This is a genomic window from Pseudomonas sp. SWRI77 (genome assembly GCF_014269105.1).
GTDB lineage: Bacteria > Pseudomonadota > Gammaproteobacteria > Pseudomonadales > Pseudomonadaceae > Aquipseudomonas > Aquipseudomonas capeferrum.
In genome coordinates this window covers 67,710-88,510 of record NZ_JABWRV010000019.1, presented here as the reverse complement: position 1 = coordinate 88,510, position 20,801 = coordinate 67,710, and the positions used below count along the sequence as shown (strand labels likewise).

Annotated in this window: 20 protein-coding genes; 14 read left to right on the top strand and 6 right to left on the bottom strand. The window is 63.5% G+C overall.

The window, feature by feature from the left end:
- Window positions 1-72: 72 nt before the first annotated feature.
- The 9 genes from HU766_RS18315 (at window position 73) to HU766_RS18275 (ending at window position 10,753) form a co-directional block, all read left to right on the top strand.
- A complete protein-coding gene (locus HU766_RS18315) occupies window positions 73-792 on the top strand; it encodes an ABC transporter permease subunit (protein WP_186659543.1) in 720 nt (239 codons plus the stop codon).
- The gene (locus tag HU766_RS18310; RefSeq protein ID WP_033697392.1) at window positions 789-1,499 is read left to right on the top strand and encodes an ABC transporter permease subunit; all 711 of its coding nucleotides are present in this window, start codon (window positions 789-791) and stop codon (window positions 1,497-1,499) included. Before HU766_RS18315 ends, HU766_RS18310 begins: the two co-directional genes overlap by 4 nt.
- A 16-nt stretch (window positions 1,500-1,515) precedes the next feature.
- Window positions 1,516-2,760 carry an FAD-binding oxidoreductase gene (locus tag HU766_RS18305; RefSeq protein WP_033697391.1) on the top strand — a complete coding sequence of 415 codons (1,245 nt, stop codon included), beginning with the start codon at window positions 1,516-1,518 and terminating at the stop codon, window positions 2,758-2,760.
- Window positions 2,761-2,780: 20 nt separating this feature from the next.
- Window positions 2,781-3,563 carry an amino acid ABC transporter ATP-binding protein gene (locus tag HU766_RS18300; RefSeq protein WP_186659542.1) on the top strand — a complete coding sequence of 261 codons (783 nt, stop codon included), beginning with the start codon at window positions 2,781-2,783 and terminating at the stop codon, window positions 3,561-3,563.
- 369 nt (window positions 3,564-3,932) lie between these two features.
- Complete coding sequence (locus HU766_RS18295; protein ID WP_186659540.1) at window positions 3,933-4,742, top strand: type 1 glutamine amidotransferase; 810 nt, start codon at window positions 3,933-3,935, stop codon at window positions 4,740-4,742.
- 352 nt (window positions 4,743-5,094) lie between these two features.
- Window positions 5,095-6,006 carry a 5-dehydro-4-deoxyglucarate dehydratase gene (gene kdgD / locus HU766_RS18290; RefSeq protein WP_033697388.1) on the top strand — a complete coding sequence of 304 codons (912 nt, stop codon included), beginning with the start codon at window positions 5,095-5,097 and terminating at the stop codon, window positions 6,004-6,006.
- A 103-nt stretch (window positions 6,007-6,109) separates the two neighbouring features.
- Window positions 6,110-7,471: an MFS transporter gene (locus HU766_RS18285; RefSeq protein WP_033697387.1), complete on the top strand. Its 1,362-nt coding sequence runs from the start codon at window positions 6,110-6,112 to the stop codon at window positions 7,469-7,471.
- A 78-nt stretch (window positions 7,472-7,549) separates the two neighbouring features.
- On the top strand, window positions 7,550-9,103 hold the full coding sequence (gene garD, locus HU766_RS18280) for a galactarate dehydratase (RefSeq protein ID WP_186659538.1): 1,554 nt from the start codon (window positions 7,550-7,552) through the stop codon (window positions 9,101-9,103).
- A 69-nt stretch (window positions 9,104-9,172) separates the two neighbouring features.
- Window positions 9,173-10,753 (top strand): aldehyde dehydrogenase (NADP(+)), encoded by a 1,581-nt coding sequence (locus HU766_RS18275; RefSeq protein WP_186659536.1) that lies wholly within the window; start codon window positions 9,173-9,175, stop codon window positions 10,751-10,753.
- Between the two features lie 81 nt (window positions 10,754-10,834).
- Here the strand turns inward: HU766_RS18275 and HU766_RS18270 are convergent, their stop codons facing one another.
- Window positions 10,835-11,584 carry a FadR/GntR family transcriptional regulator gene (locus HU766_RS18270; RefSeq protein WP_033697384.1) on the bottom strand — a complete coding sequence of 250 codons (750 nt, stop codon included), beginning with the start codon at window positions 11,582-11,584 and terminating at the stop codon, window positions 10,835-10,837.
- 197 nt (window positions 11,585-11,781) lie between these two features.
- Here HU766_RS18270 and HU766_RS18265 point away from each other — a divergent pair, with 197 nt between their 5' ends.
- The 3 genes from HU766_RS18265 (at window position 11,782) to HU766_RS18255 (ending at window position 13,932) form a co-directional block, all read left to right on the top strand.
- Complete coding sequence (locus tag HU766_RS18265) at window positions 11,782-12,429, top strand: DUF998 domain-containing protein (RefSeq protein ID WP_186659534.1); 648 nt, start codon at window positions 11,782-11,784, stop codon at window positions 12,427-12,429.
- Window positions 12,430-12,503: 74 nt separating this feature from the next.
- Window positions 12,504-12,833, top strand: coding sequence for a hypothetical protein (locus HU766_RS18260; RefSeq protein ID WP_186659532.1), 330 nt, complete (start codon window positions 12,504-12,506; stop codon window positions 12,831-12,833).
- 178 nt (window positions 12,834-13,011) lie between these two features.
- A complete protein-coding gene (locus HU766_RS18255) occupies window positions 13,012-13,932 on the top strand; it encodes a LysR family transcriptional regulator (RefSeq protein WP_186659529.1) in 921 nt (306 codons plus the stop codon).
- On the opposite strand, the gene HU766_RS18250 is transcribed toward HU766_RS18255, so the two are convergent.
- On the bottom strand, window positions 13,917-14,432 hold the full coding sequence (locus tag HU766_RS18250) for a DMT family transporter (protein ID WP_186659527.1): 516 nt from the start codon (window positions 14,430-14,432) through the stop codon (window positions 13,917-13,919). The genes HU766_RS18255 and HU766_RS18250 overlap by 16 nt on opposite strands.
- Before the next feature lie 223 nt (window positions 14,433-14,655).
- Here HU766_RS18250 and HU766_RS18245 point away from each other — a divergent pair, with 223 nt between their 5' ends.
- Window positions 14,656-15,420 carry a DNA alkylation repair protein gene (locus HU766_RS18245; RefSeq protein ID WP_186659525.1) on the top strand — a complete coding sequence of 255 codons (765 nt, stop codon included), beginning with the start codon at window positions 14,656-14,658 and terminating at the stop codon, window positions 15,418-15,420.
- Between the two features lie 21 nt (window positions 15,421-15,441).
- Here the strand turns inward: HU766_RS18245 and HU766_RS18240 are convergent, their stop codons facing one another.
- The 3 genes from HU766_RS18240 to HU766_RS18230 all read right to left on the bottom strand — a co-directional run bounded on the left by HU766_RS18240 (window position 15,442) and on the right by HU766_RS18230 (window position 17,794).
- The gene (locus HU766_RS18240; RefSeq protein WP_186659523.1) at window positions 15,442-16,020 is read right to left on the bottom strand and encodes a hypothetical protein; all 579 of its coding nucleotides are present in this window, start codon (window positions 16,018-16,020) and stop codon (window positions 15,442-15,444) included.
- A gap of 110 nt (window positions 16,021-16,130) precedes the next feature.
- The gene (locus HU766_RS18235; RefSeq protein ID WP_186659521.1) at window positions 16,131-17,423 is read right to left on the bottom strand and encodes a sorbosone dehydrogenase family protein; all 1,293 of its coding nucleotides are present in this window, start codon (window positions 17,421-17,423) and stop codon (window positions 16,131-16,133) included.
- The gene (locus HU766_RS18230; protein WP_186659599.1) at window positions 17,420-17,794 is read right to left on the bottom strand and encodes a DUF2231 domain-containing protein; all 375 of its coding nucleotides are present in this window, start codon (window positions 17,792-17,794) and stop codon (window positions 17,420-17,422) included. The genes HU766_RS18235 and HU766_RS18230 overlap by 4 nt, the downstream gene beginning before the upstream one ends.
- A gap of 234 nt (window positions 17,795-18,028) precedes the next feature.
- On the opposite strand from HU766_RS18230, the gene HU766_RS18225 reads away from it, so the two are divergent.
- Window positions 18,029-18,328, top strand: a complete 300-nt coding sequence (locus HU766_RS18225) for a hypothetical protein (RefSeq protein WP_186659518.1) — start codon at window positions 18,029-18,031, stop codon at window positions 18,326-18,328.
- 97 nt (window positions 18,329-18,425) lie between these two features.
- Here HU766_RS18225 and HU766_RS18220 read toward each other — a convergent pair whose 3' ends face one another.
- Window positions 18,426-20,612: an OsmC domain/YcaO domain-containing protein gene (locus HU766_RS18220; protein ID WP_033697372.1), complete on the bottom strand. Its 2,187-nt coding sequence runs from the start codon at window positions 20,610-20,612 to the stop codon at window positions 18,426-18,428.
- Window positions 20,613-20,801 lie beyond the last annotated feature (189 nt).

Genomic DNA, 20,801 nt, shown 5'->3' with positions numbered 1-20,801 from the left:
GCCGCTACGCGGCCCTTTCGCGACGCAAGGCCGCTCCTACAGCGACCGCATTACCCGTCCAAGGGGTTTGTCATGCTCGATCAATTGTCCTTGCTGTCTTTCGCCAGCGGAGGCTGGGGCCAGGCGTTGCTGGCCGGTGCCCTGGTAACCGTCTCGCTGGCCCTCGCCTGCCTGCCCATCGGCCTGCCCCTGGGGCTGGCCGTGGCCCTCGCGGCGCGCTCGCGCAAGCGCCTGCCCCGGGCCTGGGCCACGACCTTCTCGACCGTGTTCCGCGGCCTGCCCGAACTGCTGACCTTGCTGATCATCTATTACGGCTGCCAGATCGCAGCGCAAAAGCTGCTGGCCGCCATGGGCTACCAGGGCGAGTTCCAAATCAACACCTTCCTGGCCGCGATGATCGCGTTCAGCCTGGTGTTTGCCGCGTTCTCCAGCGAGATCTGGCTGGCCGCCTTCAAGACCCTGCCCAAAGGGCAGCTTGAGGCCTGCTCGGCATTGGGCCTGAGCAAACGCACAGGCTTCTTCAAGGTGGTGCTGCCGCAACTGACACGCATCGCCCTGCCCGGCCTGTCCAACAACTGGCTGTCGTTGCTCAAGGACACCTCGCTGGTGTCGACCATCTCGCTGGTCGACCTGATGCGCCAGACCAACCTGGCGGTGAGCGTGACCAAGGAACCGATGTTCTTCTATGGCGTTGCCTGCCTGGGCTACCTGCTGTTTTCGGCAGTCTCGGGCCGGGTCTTTGCCTTCATCGAGCGGCGTAGCAGCCGCCACCTGCAAGGAGCCCGGGCATGAACGTCGAACAATGGCTGGCGGTAGTCCTCGACCCCGACCTGCTAGAACGCTACGGCCCCCGCTTCGTCGATGGCCTGCTGGTAACGGCCAAGCTGGTGGCGATTTCGTTCACCCTGGGTGCTGTGCTCGGCCTGTTGCTGGCACTGGCACGCCTGTCGCGCAGCCAACTGCTGCAACGCATGGCCGCCGGTTACGTGTACTTCTTCCGCGGCTCGCCGCTGCTGGCTCAGTTGTTCCTGCTTTATTACGGCCTCGGTTCGCTCAAGGGGTTCTGGCAAGACGTCGGCCTGTGGTGGTTCTTCCGCGAGGCCTGGTTCTGCACCTTGCTGGCGTTCACCCTGAACACCGCCGCCTACCAGGCCGAAATCTTCCGCGGCAGCCTGATGGCCGTCGCCCCTGGGCAGTACGAAGCTGCGCGGGCGCTGAACCTGAAACGCTCGACCACCTTCTTCAAGGTGATCCTGCCGCAGTCGTTGCTGGTGGCCATCGGCCCACTGGGCAATGAATTGATACTGATGATCAAGGCCAGCGCCATTGCCTCGCTGGTAACCATCTACGACCTGATGGGCGTGACCAAACTGGCGTTCTCGCGCAGCTTCGACTTCCAGATCTACCTGTGGGCTGCTGTGCTCTACCTGGTGATCGTCGAGCTGGTGCGGCGCCTCCTGAAACACCTGGAAGCCCGCCTGGGCCGCCACCTGAACTGACCGAAGGATACCTACCATGCATTGCCAGACCCTCGTCCTCGGCGCCGGCATTGTCGGCGTCAGCACCGCGCTGCACCTGCAGGCGCGTGGGCGCCAGGTGATTCTGATCGACCGTGACGAACCCGGCAGCGGTACCAGCCATGGCAACGCCGGGCTGATCGAGCGCTCCAGCGTCATCCCGTATGCCTTCCCGCGCCAAGCCGGTGCGCTGCTGCGCTACGGCCTGAACCGCCAGCCTGACGTGCGCTACAGCCTCCTGCACTTGCCCAAGGCCGCGCCCTGGCTGTGGCGCTACTGGCGCCAATCGGCGCCGGGGCGCCTGGCGGGCGCCGCTGCCGACATGCTGCCGCTGGTGCAACGCTGCGTCGAGGAGCATGACGCCCTGATCAAAGCCGCCGGCCTTGAAGGGCTGGTACAGGCCAAAGGCTGGATCGAAGTGTTCCGTGACCCGGCCCTGTTCGAGCAGGCCAAGGCCGAGGTCAAAGGCCTGAGCCGCTACGGCCTGCAGTATGAAATCCTCGAATGCGGGCAGCTCCAGGCCCGCGAGCACCAACTGGACAGCACCGTGGTCGGTGGCATTCACTGGCTCGACCCGAAGACGGTGAACAATCCCGGTGGCCTCACCCGGGGCTATGCCGCGTTGTTCGTGCAGCGTGGTGGGCAGTTCCTGCATGGTGATGCGCGCAGCCTGCGCCAAGTGGAAGGGCAATGGCAGGTCGACAGCCGTCGTGGCCCTGTCACCGCAAACGAAGTGGTGGTCTGCCTCGGTCCACAGTCGGCAGACTTGTACGAAGGCCTGGGCTACAAGATCCCGTTGGCGATCAAACGCGGTTACCACATGCACTACAGCACCCGCGACGGTGCGCAACTCGAACACTCGGTCTGCGATACCCAAGGCGGCTACGTGCTGGCGCCCATGGCCCGGGGCGTGCGCCTGACCACCGGCATCGAGTTTGCTGCCAGTAATGCGCCCGGCAACGAGATCCAACTGCGCCGCTGCGAGGCCTTGGCCAGGCGCTTGTTCCCGGCGCTCGGCGAGCGCCTCGACGACACCCCTTGGCTGGGCCGTCGCCCGTGCCTGCCAGACATGCGCCCGGTAATTGGCCCTGCCCCTCGGCACCAAGGCCTGTGGTTCAACTTCGGCCATGCCCACCATGGCCTCACCCTTGGCCCGGTCAGTGGCCGGCTGCTGGCAGAGCTTCTGACCGGCGAGCGCCCCTTTACCGACCCTGCGCCCTACAGCGCGACGCGTTTCGACTGAACCTTGCGGAGAACAACAATATGACCGCCCCTCTGAGCCTTGCCAGCCTTGCCCCAGAACCCGACCCGCGCCCGGTACTCATCCGCATCGAGGGCCTGAACAAGCACTATGGCGCGTACCATGTGCTGCGCGACATCAACCTGCAGGTACGCGAAGGCGAACGCATCGTCCTCTGTGGCCCGTCCGGTTCGGGCAAGTCGACCCTGATCCGCTGCATCAACCGCCTGGAAGTGGCCCAACAGGGCAGCATCCAGGTTGATGGCACCGACCTGGCTGCCACCACACGCCAGGCGGCGCAGATCCGCAGCGAAATCGGCATGGTGTTCCAGCACTTCAACCTGTTCCCGCACATGACTGTGCTCGACAATTGCCTGCTGGCCCCTACCAGCGTGCGCGGGCTGTCGCGCAAGGACGCCGAAGAACGGGCACGGATGTACCTGTGCAAGGTCGGCATCGAGTCCCAGGCGCACAAATACCCCAGCCAGCTTTCCGGCGGCCAGCAGCAACGCGTGGCCATTGCCCGCGCCTTGTGCATGAAACCCCGGATCATGCTGTTCGATGAGCCGACCTCGGCACTGGACCCGGAAATGGTCGCCGAAGTGCTGGATGTCCTGGTGCAACTGGCCGGCACGGGCATGACCATGCTCTGCGTTACCCATGAGATGGGCTTTGCCCGGCAGGTGGCCGAACGGGTGCTGTTCCTTGAGGGCGGGCAGATCATCGAGGACAGCCCGCCACAGGTGTTCTTCAACCAGCCCAAGACAGAACGGGCCAAGGGTTTCCTGGCGCAGATTCTGCACTGAGCCCGTTCCTCCCTGTACCGGCTTCCTTTGTCAGCGGGCTTGCCCACTAAGAAGCCGGTACAGGCCCCCTTCATTGCAGCGGTGCAATGAACCAACTGCGTCGTTAAATATAATTGACCTAACCCCCTGCCAAACCCTTGCCGCTACAGGGCTGCAACGGTTTAACCCCCCTGAATTCGGCGTACCCCCCCCGCTAAAGCCTCTACCAGTCGTTTGACATATCGAACGGCTCTGGCAAGCTATCAACAAGTCCCGACCGGAATCGTCGCCTCTGACGAGCCGGCAGTGCTCGGGGCTTCAGGTCGCACACAAGGCCCCGGCCGTGCGCCTGCACAACAACGACAGGTCGAACCTGTCCCAAGGTGACATATGTCCAACAGCAACATTGGCAACAAGCAACCTTCCCTGCGCAAACCCGTCGTCCTGATGACCATGGGCAGCCAAGAGCGCAAAGGCCATGACTATCAGGTCATGACCCATAAATACATCACGCCGCTGGTCGACTTCGCCGATTGCGTCCCGGTCCTGGTACCCACTTGCTGTGGCACCGAAGACCTCGAGACCTATCTGAACATGGCCGACGGCGTCTACCTGACCGGTGCCGGCAGCAACATCGACCCGGCCCTGTACGGCCAGGACAACGAAACCCCGGGCAAGGGCCAGGACAAGGCACGCGACCTGTTCGACATCCCGCTGGTCAAGGCAGCCATCAAGCGTGGCCTGCCGATTTTCGGCATCTGCCGCGGCATGCAGGAAATCAACGTGGCCCTGGGTGGCGACATCTATCAGAAGGTGTATGCCGAGCCAGGCTTCAACGACCACCGTGAAAACCCCGAAGACCCGGTCGAAGTACAGTACGCCCAGGTCCACAGTGTGAAGGTCAAGCCAGGCAGCTGGCTGCGCGACATCCTGGGCTGCGACGAGATCCGCGTGAACTCGCTGCATGGCCAAGGCCTGCGCAACCTGGGTAAAGGCATCGAGCCAATTGCCCTGGCCGAAGACGGCCTGGTCGAGGCCATCCATGCCCCAAGCATTTCGCCCTTCCTGTTCGCGGTGCAGTGGCACCCCGAGTGGCAAGCCGCGAAGAACCCTGATTCGATCAAGATCTTCCAGGCGTTCGGCGATGCGTGCCGTGCCCAGGTCCGCAAGTCCCAGGTCAAGCACCATCAGGCTGCCTGACACAAAGCTTCGTTAGCTTTGATCGCGGGGCGGCGCAAGGCCGCCCCCGCTTCCCCGGTCACCCTCTGCTGGTCCCAGAACACTTCCCGTGGAAGCGGGCGGCGGGCTTGTGCCTGTCTCCGCGATCGTTTTTTAGCCATCCCCCGCTTAAGAGATACGATGACTGTTCAGGTGGTTGTCGTGGGATTTTCTGTGCCTAGAAGATCGATCGCCCCCCCCAACACCCCAGCCAAGCACCCAACTCATAAAAATTTCTCCCAAGGCACTAGCCATTCCCCTAGTTGTACGATAACTTACCTCTATCGCAGCACATCACTCCCTTCACCCCAAGCGCCTCAGGATGCCAACAACAATGAATCCACAAGAACTGAAATCCATCCTCTCCCACGGCCTGCTGTCTTTCCCGGTCACCGACTTCAATGCCCAAGGCGACTTCAACCAGGCTGGCTACATCAAGCGCCTGGAATGGCTCGCCCCCTACGGCGCCAGCGCCCTGTTCGCGGCCGGTGGTACCGGTGAGTTCTTCTCCCTGGCGGCCAGCGAGTACAGCCAGGTGGTGAAGACCGCCGTCGATACCTGCGCCACCTCGGTACCGATCCTTGCCGGCGTCGGCGGCTCGACCCGCCAGGCCATCGAATACGCGCAAGAAGCCGAGCGCCTGGGTGCCAAGGGCCTGCTGCTGCTGCCCCACTACCTGACCGAAGCCAGCCAGGATGGCGTCGCCGCCCACGTCGAAGCCGTGTGCAAATCGGTGAAGATCGGGGTGGTGGTCTACAACCGCAATGTCTGCCGTTTGAATGCCGACCTGCTGGAAAAGCTCGCCGAGCGCTGCCCGAACCTGATCGGCTACAAGGACGGCCTGGGTGACATCGAGTTGATGGTGTCGATCCGTCGCCGCCTGGGCGATCGCTTCAGCTACCTGGGTGGCCTGCCGACCGCCGAGGTGTATGCTGCGGCCTACAAGGCGCTGGGCGTGCCGGTGTACTCCTCGGCCGTGTTCAACTTCGTGCCGAAGACCGCGATGGACTTCTACCACGCCATCGCCCGCGAAGACCACGCCACCGTCGGCAAGCTGATCGATGACTTCTTCCTGCCGTACCTGGACATCCGTAACCGCAAGGCCGGCTACGCCGTGAGCATCGTCAAGGCGGGCGCGAAGATTGCCGGTTACGACGCAGGCCCGGTACGCACGCCGCTGACCGACCTGACCGGCGAAGAATACGAAATGCTCGCAGCGCTGATGGACAAGATGGGTCCGCAATAAGCGAACCCCTGCGGCCTGAACTGCCGCCGCCGGAGTGGGAGCCCCCCACCCCGGCTACAACTCGTGAGCCCGCACAAAAATAACTAGTGGGAGTATTACCAGCATGCAAGCGACTAAAAAGACGCATGTGCGCTACCTGATCCTGTTCATGCTGTTTCTGGTGACCACGATCAACTATGCCGACCGCGCCACCATTGCAATCGCAGGCTCCAGCCTGCAGAAAGACCTCGGCATTGACGCCGTTACCCTCGGTTATATCTTCTCCGCCTTTGGATGGGCTTACGTGGCTGGCCAGATTCCTGGTGGCTGGCTGCTCGACCGTTTCGGCTCCAAGAACGTCTACGCGTTCAGCATCTTCACCTGGTCGCTGTTCACCCTGCTGCAAGGGTTTGTCGGTGGCATGCCGGTGGCCTGGGCGGTGGTAACCTTGTTCACCCTGCGCTTTCTGGTCGGTTTCGCCGAAGCCCCGTCGTTCCCGGGCAACGCCCGCATCGTCGCGGCCTGGTTCCCCACCGCAGAACGCGGTACGGCGTCGGCCATCTTCAACTCGGCGCAGTATTTTGCCACCGCACTGTTTGCCCCGATCATGGGCTGGATCGTGTTCAGCTTCGGTTGGGAACACGTATTCGTGGTGATGGGCGTGCTCGGTATCCTGTTCTCGTTCGTGTGGCTGAGAACCATCTACAACCCCAAGCAACACCCGCGCATCAGCCAAAGCGAGCTCGAACACATCGAGCAGAACGGCGGCCTGGTAGACATGGACCAGAAACGCGGCAACGACGGCCCGAAATGGGGCTACATCAAGCAGCTGCTGACCAGCCGCATGCTGCTGGGGGTGTACCTGGGCCAGTACTGCATCAACGCCATCACCTACTTCTTCCTGACCTGGTTCCCGGTGTACCTGGTGCAGGAGCGCGGCATGACCATCCTCAAGGCGGGTGTCATCGCCTCGCTGCCCGCCATCTGTGGTTTCATCGGTGGCGTGCTGGGCGGTGTGCTGTCGGACTGGCTGCTGCGCCGCGGCAACTCGCTGACCTTCTCGCGCAAGCTGCCCATCGTCTGCGGCCTGTTACTGTCGACCACCATGGTCTTCTGCAACTACGTCGATGCTGAGTGGATGGTGGTCGGTTTCATGACCTTGGCCTTCTTCGGCAAGGGCATTGGCGCACTGGGCTGGGCGGTGGTCGCCGACACTTCGCCGAAGCAGATCGCTGGCCTGTCGGGCGGGTTGTTCAACACCTTCGGCAACATCGCCTCGATCACCACGCCCATCGTCATCGGCTACATCATCAGCGCCACCGGCTCGTTCAAGTGGGCCCTGGTATATGTGGGCGCCAACGCGCTGGTCGCGGTGTTCAGCTACCTGGTGATCGTCGGCCCGATCAAGCGCATCGAGCTGCGTGAAACCCCAAAGGCTGAAGCCGAGCCCGGCGCCAATGGCGAACTGGCAAGCTCTCGTCACTGAGTGAACACGCCCGCCGCCGGCACCTGCCGGCGGCGGGCGGATGTATAAAGCCTGAGCAATCACTAGAAGGGCCCGAACATGCAGTTGATCGAACATTCCGACTCGCCCCGCTACGTCCGCCTGCACGATGACGACAATGTCGTGGTAGTGGTCAACGACGGTGGCCTGGGTGAAGGCGCCCGCTTCCCCGACGGCCTGACCCTGGTCGAAGGCGTGCCACAGAGCCACAAGGTGGCCACCGTGCTGATCGCCAAGGGCGAGCCGGTGCGCCGCTATGGGCAGGTCATCGGCTACGCCCTGGAAGACTTGCGCCAGGGCACCTGGGTGCAGGAAAGCCAGCTGGCCATGCCAGAGGCGCCGGCGCTGGACAGCCTGCCGCGTTGCGATGCCGTGCCCGAGGCCCTGCCGCCGCTCGAAGGCTTCACCTTCGAGGGCTACCGCAATGCCGACGGCACCGTGGGCACCCGCAACATCCTTGGCATCACCACCACCGTGCAATGCGTGACCGGCGTGCTGGAGCATGCGGTCAAGCGCATTCGCCAAGAACTGCTGCCCAAGTACCCCCACGTCGATGACGTGGTCGCCATCACCCACAGCTACGGCTGCGGCGTGGCGATCAATGCCCGCGATGCCTACATCCCGATCCGCACCGTGCGCAACCTGGCACGCAACCCCAACCTTGGTGGCGAAGCGCTGGTCATCAGCCTGGGCTGCGAAAAACTGCAGGCCGGCCAGGTCATGCATGACAACGATCCGTCGGTAGACCTCAGCGACCCGTGGCTGTACCGCCTGCAGGATGCCAGCCTGGGCTTCGGCGAAATGATCGAACAGATCATGGCGCTGGCTGAAACCCGCCTGAAAAAGCTCGACCAGCGCCGCCGCGAAACGGTGCCCGCCAGCGAGCTGATCCTGGGCATGCAGTGTGGCGGCAGCGATGCGTTCTCCGGCATCACCGCCAACCCGGCACTGGGCTACGCCTCGGACCTGCTGGTACGTGCGGGTGCGACCGTGCTGTTTTCGGAAGTGACCGAAGTGCGCGACGCCATCTACATGCTGACCTCCCGCGCCGAGAACCAGGACGTGGCCGAGGCGCTGGTGCGTGAGATGGACTGGTACGACCGCTACCTGCAACAAGGCGCGGCCGACCGCAGCGCCAACACCACGCCGGGCAACAAGAAGGGTGGGTTGTCCAACATCGTCGAAAAGTCCCTGGGCTCGATTGTGAAGTCCGGCAGCGGCGCCATTCAGGGCGTGCTTGGCCCTGGCGAGCGGGTGGCGCGCAAAGGCCTGATCTTCTGCGCCACCCCGGCCAGCGACTTCGTCTGCGGCACCTTGCAACTGGCGGCCGGGATGAACCTGCATGTGTTCACCACGGGCCGCGGCACACCGTACGGCCTGGCCATGGCCCCGGTGGTCAAGGTCTGCACCCGCACTGAACTGGCCGAACGCTGGCCCGACTTGATCGACATCGACGCAGGGCGCATCGCCACAGGCCGCTCGAGCATCGAGGAACTGGGTTGGGAGCTGTTCCACTACTACCTGGACGTGGCCAGCGGCCGCAAGCAGACCTGGGCCGAGCAGCACAGGCTGCATAACGACATCACCCTGTTCAACCCGGCGCCGATTACCTGAGGGCCTTGGGGCTGCTTTGCAGCCCTTCTTGAGCGCCTAACCCCTACATTCACCTACAGGAGTGCCAAAATGCCTGAGATCCTAGGCCACAACTTCATCGCCGGTCAGCGCAGTGCCGCTGGCGCGCAACGCCTGCAGAGCCTGGACGCCACCACCGGCGAGGCCCTGCCTTACAGCTTCGTGCAAGCCACTGAAAGCGAAGTCGACCAAGCCGCCCAGGCCGCCGCTGCCGCCTTTGCCGAGTTCCGCCAACTGACCCCGGCGCGCCGCGCCGAGTTCCTCGATGCCATCGCCGCCGAGCTGGATGAACTGGACGACGCCTTCGTCGCCATCGTCTGCCGCGAAACCGCCCTGCCTGCAGCGCGGATCCAGGGCGAGCGCGGCCGTACCAGTGGCCAGATGCGCCTGTTCGCGCACGTGCTGCGGCGCGGTGACTACCTCGGTGCACGCATCGACCTGGCCCTGCCCGAGCGCCAACCACTGCCTCGCGTCGACCTGCGCCAGATGCGCATCGGCGTAGGCCCGGTCGCCGTGTTCGGTGCCAGCAACTTCCCGCTGGCCTTCTCGACGGCCGGAGGCGACACGGCTGCCGCCCTCGCCGCTGGCTGCCCGGTGGTGTTCAAGGCACACAGCGGCCACATGGCCACAGCAGACCTGGTCGGCTGTGCAATCCAGCGCGCCGCCGAGCGCACCGGCATGCCCAAGGGCGTGTTCAACATGGTCTTCGGCGGCGGTGTCGGCGAATGGCTGGTCAAGCACCCGGCCATCCAGGCGGTCGGTTTCACCGGCTCGCTCAAGGGTGGTGACGCCTTGTGCCGCATGGCCGCCGAGCGCCCACAGCCAATCCCGGTATTCGCCGAGATGTCCAGCATCAACCCGGTGATCATCCTGCCTGGTGCCCTGGCCAAGCGCGGCGAAGCCATCGCCCGCGAACTGGCGGGCTCGGTGTGCCTGGGTGCCGGCCAGTTCTGCACCAACCCGGGCCTGGTGATCGGCCTGCAATCGCCGCAATACAGCCAACTGCTCGCCGAGCTCGGTCAGCACCTCGAGCAACAGGCCGGCCAGACCCTGCTCAACGCTGGCGGCCTGCGCAGCTATGTGGGCGGCCTGGAACACCTGCACGCCCATGCGGGCATCGAACACTTGGCTGGCCAACCGCAAGCAGGCAGCCAGGCGCGGGCCCAGCTGTTCAAGGCACAGGCGCGCCTGCTGGTCGACGCCGACCCCTTGCTGCAAGAAGAAGTGTTTGGCCCGACCACCGTGGCCGTCGAAGCCCAGGACAACGCACAGCTGCGCGCCGCCCTGCTTGGCCTGCGTGGCCAGTTGACCGCGACCCTGATCGGCGAGCCTGAAGATTTCGAAGCCTTCGCCTGGCTGGTGCCGCTGCTGGAAGAAAAGGTCGGTCGGATTCTGGTCAATGGCTACCCCACCGGCGTCGAAGTGTGCGATGCCATGGTCCACGGCGGGCCGTACCCGGCTACGTCGGATGCGCGCGGCACCTCGGTCGGCACCTTGGCCATCGACCGCTTCCTGCGCCCGGTGTGCTACCAGAACTACCCGCAGGCGTTGCTGCCTGAGGCACTTCGCGATGAGAACCCGCTGGGGTTGCGCCGGTTGGTGAATGGGCAGTGGAGTGACGGGGGGATCTGATCGCCCTGAAATGTAAAAGCCCCGCACACGTCGGGGCTTTTTCTTTTGTCGGTACCGGCCTCTTCGCGGGTGAGAGAGGTCTCAGGCCCCTTGCGCCTCAGCTTCCTCATGCGCCTGGCGCAGGCGCTCGCGGCTGTTGCTCAGGTGCATGCGCATGGCCATCTTCGCCCCTTCGCTGTCTTGCCGGGCAATGGCTTCGTAGATCGCCTCGTGTTCATGCATGAGCCGGCTCATGTAGTGCGCCTGGTCGTCATGGGCCAGGCGCGCCGAGTTGAGCCGGGTACGCGGGATGATACTGGTACCCAGGTGGTTGATGATGTCGGCGAAGTAGTGGTTGCCACTGGCCTGGGCAATGCGCAGGTGGAACTGGAAATCCGCCGATACGGCATCGTTGGCATGGGCCGCGCCTTCGTTGAGCTCATCCAGCGCCGCGCGCATGCCGACCAGCTGTTCATCGCTGCGCCGCTGCGCCGCCAGGCCCGCCGACTCGATCTCCAGGGCAATGCGCAACTCCAGCACCGCCAGCACTTCACGCAGGGTCACCACGGTCGCCGGGTCGATACGGAAACCGCCCGTGGACGGTGCATCCAGCACAAACGTACCGATGCCGTGCCGGGTCTCCACCTGCCCTGCGGCCTGCAGCCGCGAGATGGCCTCGCGCACCACCGTGCGGCTGACGCCCTCTTCGGCCATGATCTGCGATTCGGTCGGCAGCTTGTCGCCGCGCTTGAGCTGGCCGCTGCGAATCCGCTCGGTCAGCACTGTGACCAGTTCCTGGGCCAGACTGCGCGGCTTGCGCCGGGTCCTTGCCTGTACCTGCTGCTCTGTCATGCCCTGTATTTCACCTTGAAAGACAATGCCCATGATAGCGCAAGCAGTTGTACGATCACATACACCGTATGCGCTATTTCTGTATGGGTCTGCGCCACGCACTACGCAAAGAATCTGCTTCACGCGCTGGTCTATCCCCGCTGCAAGGCTGTACTGTGCGCCTTCGCGCTCACTCATCCATGGAAGGAAACGACAGCATGAAACCCCTCGACCGTCTTCTGCTCGCCACTGGCCTGCTGATCCCCCTCTGGCTGCTGGCCGGCGTCTGGCTGACCGCCCAGGCTTACCCAGGTTACGACCACCTGCAACAGGCCATGAGCCAACTCGGCGCCGAGGGTTCACCCACCCAGCTCTGGTCGCCACGGGTCAGCAACTTCCCCCTGGCCGTGCTGTTCGCCCTGTTCGCCTGGGGCCTGGCCCGTCGCTGGCAGGGGTCGACCCTGGCACGGGTCAGCGCCGTTCTGGTGCTGCTGCATGGCCTGGGCAGCCTGGGCACTGGCTGGTTCCCCTGCGACCAGGGCTGCGCACCGGCGCAGCCCTCGCTGTCACAGCAACTGCACAACCTCTCGGGCCTGCTGATGTTTCTTTCATTGACCCTGGCCAGTGCCCTGTGGGCATGGCTGGGCAAGCGGCTTGCCGGTTCGCGAACGTTGGCGCTGTTCTCCCTGGCGTGCGTGGTGCTGGCGATCGCCACCGTCGTGCTGATGGGGCAGGCGGCGCAGAGCGGCCATCTGTTCGGCCTGTACCAGCGCCTGAACTACGGCATATCGGTGATCTGGGTGGCTGGCCTGGCCTGGGCCAGCTTGCGTCCGCCAGCCAACGCGCTGCGCATGGCCGCAATCTGACGGCAAATTGCTGGCCCCCAGTGGCTTGAAGCGAAGGCAAACTCCCTTCTCCTTCAGATGCTTAGGACAGCAACATGCGAGTACTTCTAGCAACGATGGCCGGCTGCCTGCTGGCCACGGCCGCCTTCGGCGCCCAGGCCAAGGCGCTGAGCCAGAATGATCGCCACACCTGTGGCTGGGGCGCGCAGATTGCCGCAGAAGCTCAGCAGGCCAAGTTAGCGGGGGTAACCCTGTATGCCACGCGCAAGAAGCTGCAGGTACGCAGGTTCGCCAAACCGTGGATGCGCATGACCGCCTTCGGCATTACCGAGCAGACCTACAACAGCCGATCGCGGTTGAAGCCGGCGGCGATCAAGCAGACCTACTACGAGCAATGCGTGCAGCATGCTGTGGCAAGAAGATAAAATATTATTTTTCATAAACTTAGAGTAGATACCTTAAGTAAAACATTGATACGGATCCTGTCCGAACTATCAAGCCGCGCCGTCGGCCGCAGCCGCTAGACGCTGTGACCGGCGTCCAGCGCCTGGACATCTGTTAGGCTGATCAAACCCCTCTCGGCCAGCCTCGACTATTCGCCCCATGGATGAACTGCGCAAGATCGACCTCAACCTGCTCCTGGCCTTGCATGCGCTGCTGACCGAGAAGCACGTGACCCGCGCCGCCCTTCGTCTGCATCGCAGCCAGCCGGCAGTGAGTCATGCATTGGCACAACTACGCAGGCATTTCGACGACCCGTTGCTAATCCGCCAGAACGGCCACATGGCGCTGACCGCACGTGCGCAGTCGCTGGCCAAGCCGCTGCAAGACGCCTTGGGCAACCTCAATGCACTGCTGGCCGCCCCCCTGTTCGACACGGCCCAGGCCCAGCGCCGCTTCCGCTTGTCACTGTCCGACTATTCGTCGCGCATCATCCTGCCCGCGCTGGTTCGCCACGTGCGCCGGGTCGCCCCAGGCGTAGACCTGGCGATCAGCCAGGCAAGCCGTGAAACCATGTTGGCTCAGCTGCTCGATGGCGAACTCGACCTGGCCTTGGGCATATTCCCCGACCTGCCGCAGGACATCACCGCACAGCCACTGTTCGAGGAAAGCTTCACCAGCGTCGCTGACTGCCAGGTGTTGCCCGCCAGCGGGGGCCTGACGTTGGCCGAGTGGCTTGCGCGGCCCCATGTGTTGATAGCTATGCGCCCGGATGCCCACGATGAAATCGAACGCGCGCTGGCCGCCCGAGGCCTGCAACGGCGCATTGCCCTGGCGCTGCCGCACTGGAGCGCGGCGCTGGAGGTACTTGCCGGCACCGACCTGATTCTCACAGTGGCCAGCCGTGCGGTCGGTTCATTGCGCCAGCACACAGCGTTGCGCCGGTTTGAACCGCCACTGGCCATTCCCTCATTTGCCTATCAACAGGCCTGGCATCAGCGCAAAGACAGCGACCCCGGGCACCGCTGGCTGCGCGAAGCCGTGTGGGCTTGCAGTCAGCCGCTTGATCAGCCTTCTGACTGATTGAGCGCTGGCGGCTTGGCCGCAGCGCTTGTCGCCCAGTTGCCCTGCACCATGAATACCCCGCACAAAATCAGCACCACCCCGGCCAGCCTGACCAGGCTGATCGGCTTGCCACCCAACCCCATCACCCCGAAATGGTCAGCGATTACCGCCATCAGGATCTGCCCTGCCACCACCAGCGCAAGAAAACCCGCTGCGCCCAGTTTCGGCGTAAGTGCGGCCGCGCCGGCCACGTAAATGGCACCCAGCACGCCGCCGATCCATAACCACCAGGGCCCTTGCAGGGCCTTGCTTACGTCTGGTGCGGGTACCCGGAGGATCAGCAGCGCTGCGATCACCACCAGCGAACTCACCGCAAGTGAGGTGAATGCCCCCCACAACCAATGCCCCAAGGCCCGGCCAACCGCCGCGTTGCCAGCCGCCTGAAACGGCAGCAGCGCACCCGCGAGAAAGGCCATGGCAACCGGGACAACGATGAAAAGCAGGGTTTTGCTGTACATGACGCCCTCAATATCGGTAGTTAGAGGGTCATGATCCGGACATTTGCCAGGACCATGGAAATCGAAAATATGCACGCGAATTATTCGCGCGATGGATGGCGGGAGACCGGACCGTGATACAGGGCAGCCCCAGAACCAACCCGTTGAGCTAGGATGCTGGCCTTGCGCGCCTACACGCTGTGGGCCGCAGGTGTATTTCCCCTTTTGTGATGGAACACATTCGATGAGCGATGAACGCAAGACGCAACTGGACCACGGCCTGATACCGACCCGCAACCTTGCAGAATGCCTGGCAGTCGACCAACTTGCCCTGGCAACGGCCGTCGCACAGCAACTGCCGCCTGCCGTAGGTGAATGCCTGGTTCAGGCAACCAAGGAAAAACAGCCCTTGGGGCTGTCGAAAAAAATCGCGGGCATCGGCCTGGCCCTTGGCCAATGGTTGCAACAAGCCCCCGTTGCGATTAGCCAGCAGGTGTTCGAACACTGCGGTGCCCACCCTTCGGATACGGTGCGCAGCTGGGCGGCCTTCGCGCAGGCGCACCTCACCGTCAGCCTTGACCTGCAGGCGGCCCTGGCGGCCCAACTGCGCTTCGCCAGAGACCCGCACTTCGGTGTGCGCGAATGGGCCTGGATCGCCTTGCGACCGCGCCTCAGCGAGGACCTCCCTGCGGCCCTCGCATTGCTCGGCAGGCAGGCCAGTAGCGAAGACCCGCTGGAGCGTCGGTTCTGCATCGAAGTGCTGCGCCCCCGCGGCGTCTGGTGCGAACACATAACGGCCCTCAAGCAGGCGCCGGAGGCCGCCGAAGCGCTGCTGGTGCCGCACCTGGCGGAAAGCGAGAAATACCCCCAGGACTCGGTAGCCAACTGGCTCAATGACGCCAGCAAAACCCGACCAGACTGGGTACTCGACCTGTTCGAGCGCCATCCACCGGCCTGCAAGGCCTCGCGACGCATCCAGCAACGGGCCACACGCAGCCTGACGCGCTGAATCCCCCCTAAGCGGCCGCCATCAACGCGACGTCTCGACCCTCAGCACTTCGGTGTAGATGGCATCGACCGTCTGGCCCACCTTGAGGTTTTTCATCCGCGCCTGCAGGTCGGGGTTCTCGACCTTGACCACCTGCAGCTTGCCCTCTGGCGGCAGCAGGCTCACTTCATGCTGCTTGAGGTCGATCTTCTTGATCTGCGAGGTGACCCTGACCTGGCGGAACGCCTCGCCGCCCGGGTTCGGGTTGTTTTCGGTGGCGCGAATGGTGCCGGACTCATCACTGACCTTCGGCGCACCGCCCACATCGGTGTTGAGCACATAGGCCACCGCGCGGGTCACGTAGATGTCGACCGTGTCACCGACTTTGAGGTTGGGCAGCGCCTTGGCCTTTTCCGTCAACTGGAAGGTCACAGGCTTGTCGTTGGCCCCCTGCACCGTGACCAGGCGCTTCTCCAGGTCGATGGCCTGGACCTGGGTGGTGACATGGTTTTCAAGCGCTTCACTGCCAATCGGCACGTCGGCGGCCTGGGCTGTGAAGCTGCCAGCGAAGACCAGCGAGGCGATTGCCACAGCGCGAGCGAGTGAACTGATAGGTTTCATAGGCATGCTTCCCTGTAATCGTTTCCGGGTTGGTGCGTGAAATACTCACGCGCCAACAAGCATAGACACTGTCGGGCGCCCGTGCGGCGATGCAAGGGCGCCCGTTGCGCTTAGCGGTTGCGAGTCACCCGCCAGACGGTGTTGGCCAGGTCGTCGGCGATGATCAAGGCGCCACGCGGGTCGACCGTGACCCCCACTGGCCGCCCACGAGTCTTGCCATCCTCACCGCGAAAGCCTGTGGCGAAGTCGACCGGCTCGCCTGCCGGCTTGCCATTGCTGAACGGCACGAACACCACCTTGTAGCCCACCGGGTTCGGCCGGTTCCAGCTGCCGTGCTGCCCCACGAACACACCGTCGGCGAAGCGCTCGCCCATGGCCGGAATAGAGAAGTCGACACCTAAGGCGGCCACATGCGAACCCAGGCTGTAATCCGGCTTGATCGCCGCCGCTACCTTGTCCGGGTTCTGCGGCCTGACCCGCTCATCGACGTTCTGCCCCCAGTAGCTGTAGGGCCAGCCATAGAAGCCGCCTTCGCGCACTGACGTGAGGTAGTCCGGCACCAGGTCGGGGCCGAGTTCGTCGCGCTCGTTGACCACCGCCCACACCTGCCCGGTCTGTGGCTGGACAGCCAAGGCCGTCGGGTTGCGCAGGCCGGTCGCGTAGGGCCGGTGCGCGCCGGTCTGGGCATCGACCTGCCAGACCATGGCCCGATCGATCTCCACTTCAAGGCCGCGCTCGGTGATGTTGCTGTTCGAACCAATGCCGACATACAGGAAACGACCATCAGGGCTTGCGGTCAGCGCCTTGGTCCAGTGGTGGTTGATCTCGGCCGGCAGGTCGGTGACCTTGGTCGGCGCAGCACTGGCCTTGGTCTGGCCGTCCTGGTAGTCGAAACGCACCAGCGCATCCTGGTTGGCCACGTACAGCTTGCCGTCGGCAAACGCCAGGCCATAGGGTGCATTGAGGTTTTCCGCGAACACCGTCTGCAGCTCGTAGGTGCCATCGCCGTCGGCGTCCCGCAGCAGGGTCAGGCGATTGCCGCCTTTGACCTGGGTATTGCCCTTGGCCTTGATCTGGCTGGCGATCACATCCTTGGGCTTGAGTTTCGCTGCGCTGCCACCGCGGCCCTCGGCCACGAGGATATCGCCATTGGGCAGCACCAGGCTCTGGCGGGGGATCTTCAGGCCGGTGGCGATCGCCGTGACGCTGAAGCCTTCGGGCACGGTGGGTTTCTGTTCACCCCAGGCCACCGGCTCGGCGATTTTCATGCTCGGCAGCAGCCCGCGCTGTGGCTCCGGCAACTTCGGGTCGGGGCCATGGGCCTGGGTAGGCTCCCCTTCCCCGCCACACGCGCTCAGCAATACCGCCACGCTCAACAGGCTCAATGCATGCAAAGGCTTCATGCCACACCTCCCGAACGCAGGTTGCTCAGCCCGGTCCACGCGGCCACAGCTGCAAGCGCGGTCACGATCACCGACAACACCAAGCCCGAGGGCATTACCGCCCAGGCGTCCTTGGCATGTTCGAAGGCATTGACCAGCCCCAGCACCCAGGTGGCCAGCAACAGTACGAAGTACAGGGTTGCACGCCCACCCTTGTGCTCGGCGCGGACCAGGTTGACCAACGCGAACAGCAGCGCCAGCCCACAGCACAGCAGGCCACCGGCGATCAGCCAGGCAGCGAAGTTGCTCCACTGGATCTGGAAGCTGTTGAAGTAGGCGATATCGCTCAGCAGCGCGCCAAGAAACAACGGAACACTGCCGGCCAGCAGCATGGCGTGCAACGGGCCTGGCGTGCAGCGGTAGAGGGTTTGCTCTGATGCGGTCACGGCGCCTCCTTATCGTTCAGTGACCCTTGGCTGATGGCTGAAGCCATCAGGCGTGCGCGGGGTGCGCTTAGCAAAGGAGCGTCTCTACAGCGCGATAGTTCACCGTTTCGCTTGGATGAAATATCCTGACAAGAACCGCCACGGTGTTTCTGTGCGGCATTTTTCAACGAGGAGATCGGCATGAGCAACAACTGGGGGCGCACGGGTGCGCTCTGGGCACTGAACACGCTGCTCATCCTCGGCCTGGGCCTGGCCTCGGGCTGCTCCAGCAAAAACAGCAAGGCCCGCTACGCAGCCACCACCGTCGGCTCCAACTGCTTCGCCAAGGCCGTGCCCAGCACCGGCGAAGGCGGCCTGGCCTGGGGCAATACCTTGAGTATTGCCCGGCAGAAGTCGCTGAATAACTGCGTTCGCTACGCGGGGCGATCGGGGGGCACACCCAGGACTTGCCAGGTGGTGATGGCGAAGTGCAAGAACTGAGGCGTGTGGTTTGAGGCTTGCGGCGCCTGGTAGATCGAGCGCCGCCCGCGCGGCGCTCGATCTACCAGGCGCTGAAACACTCAAGAGCTAAACCGCCTCAGGCAAACTTCGCCCGAGCGGCATGCAGCTTCTTGTAGCTCTCGATCAAACGCAAATGCCGATCCAGGCCTTCCAGCTTCATGCTGGTCGGCGTCAGGCCATGGAACCGCACGCTACCGTCTACCGAGCCCAGCACCGCGTCCATTCGCGGGTTGCCGAACATGCGGCGGAAGTTGGTTTCGTAGTCTTCCATCTCCAGTTCATCGTCCAGCACCACTTCCAGCACCACATTCAAGGCCTGGTAGAACAGGCCGCGCTCGACGGTGTTGTCGTTGAACTGCAGGAACGCCTCGACCAGCTCCTTGGCCTCTTCAAAGCGCTGCACAGCCAGGCAGATCAGCAGCTTCAGCTCAAGAATGGTCAACTGGCCCCACACCGTGTTGTCGTCGAACTCGACACCGATCAGCGTGGTGATGGTCGTGTAGTCATCCACATCGCAGTTGTCCAGGCGCTTGAGCAGCAATTTGAGCGAGCGGTTGTCCAGGCTGTGCAGGTTGAGGATGTCGGCGCGGAACGACAAAGCCCGGTTGGTGTTGTCCCAGATCAGGTCCTCTACCGGGTAGATCTCCGAGTAGCCCGGCACCAGGATGCGGCACGCAGTGGCACCCAGGTTGTCGTACACCGCCATGTACGCCTCTTTGCCCAGGTCTTCAAGAATGCCGAACAGGGTCGCGGCTTCCTGCACGTTGGAGTCTTCGCCGTGGCCGGAGAAGTCCCACTCGACGAACTCGAAATCGGCCTTGGCACTGAAGAAACGCCATGACACCACGCCGCTTGAGTCGATGAAGTGTTCGACGAAGTTGTTCGGCTCGGTCAGCGCGTGGCTTTCGAAGGTTGGCTGCGGCAGGTCGTTCAGGCCCTCGAAGCTGCGGCCCTGGAGCAACTCGGTGAGGCTGCGTTCCAGCGCCACTTCAAGGCTCGGGTGCGCGCCGAACGAGGCGAACACGCCACCGGTACGCGGGTTCATCAAGGTCACGCACATCACCGGGAACTCACCGCCCAGCGACGCATCCTTGACCAGCACCGGGAAGCCTTGCTCTTCCAGCCCCTGGATGCCGGCAACGATGCCCGGGTACTTGGCCAGCACCTCCTGCGGTACATCCGGCAGGCACAGCTCGCCTTCGAGGATTTCGCGCTTCACTGCCCGCTCGAAGATTTCCGACAGGCACTGCACTTGCGCTTCGGCCAGGGTATTGCCAGCGCTCATGCCATTGCTGAGGAACAGGTTCTCGATCAGGTTGGACGGGAAATACACCACCTCTTGGTCCGACTGGCGCACGAACGGCAACGAGCAGATGCCCCGCGCGGTATTGCCCGAGTTGGTGTCGTACAGGTGCGAGCCGCGCAGTTCGCCGTCGGGGTTGTAGATGTCCAGGCAGTTCGCGTCGAGGATCTCGCTGGGCAGCGCATCCTTTGGCCCAGGCTTGAACCACTGCTCGTTCGGGTAGTGCACGAACGCAGCGTTGGCGATCTCTTCGCCCCAGAATTGGTCATTGTAGAAGAAGTTGCAGTTCAAACGCTCGATGAACTCACCCAGCGCCGAGGCCAGCGCGGCCTCCTTGGTCGAGCCCTTGCCATTGGTGAAGCACATCGGCGACTGCGCATCGCGCACATGCAGCGACCATACGTTGGGCACGATATTGCGCCACGAAGCGATCTCGATCTTCATCCCCAACCCGGCCAGGATCGCCGACATGTTGGCGATGGTCTGCTCCAGCGGCAGGTCCTTGCCCGGGATGTAGGTGGTGGTGTCCGACACCGGCATCAACAGCCCTTGGGCATCAGCATCCAGGTTGTCGACCACTTCGATGACGAATTCAGGCCCGGTCTGCACCACCTTCTTCACCGTGCAACGGTCGATGGAGCGCAGGATGCCCTGGCGGTCCTTCTCGGAGATGTCTTCGGGCAACTCGACCTGGATCTTGAAGATCTGGTTGTAGCGGTTTTCCGGGTCGACGATGTTGTTCTGCGACAGGCGAATGTTTTCGGTGGGGATATCGCGGGTCTGGCAGTACAGCTTCACGAAGTAAGCCGCGCACAACGCCGAAGACGCCAGGAAATAGTCGAACGGCCCTGGGGCCGAACCGTCGCCTTTGTAACGGATCGGTTGGTCGGCGATCACCGTGAAGTCGTCGAATTTGGCTTCGAGGCGGAGATTGTCGAGAAAATTGACCTTGATTTCCATGCGGGATTACCGTGATTTAAGCGTGCAAAACGAAATTGGCCGGCATTATCCGGGTTTTTCGCCTGGAAGTCCTGTTTGCCTGGCGCACCGCCGGCCTTGCGCATTTCGCCGGATTACTTGCCTGATCCTCCTGACCTCCCGGCAGCGCCGGCTCACCGGCCGCCGCGCTGTGCTAGCGTTTCTGCACTG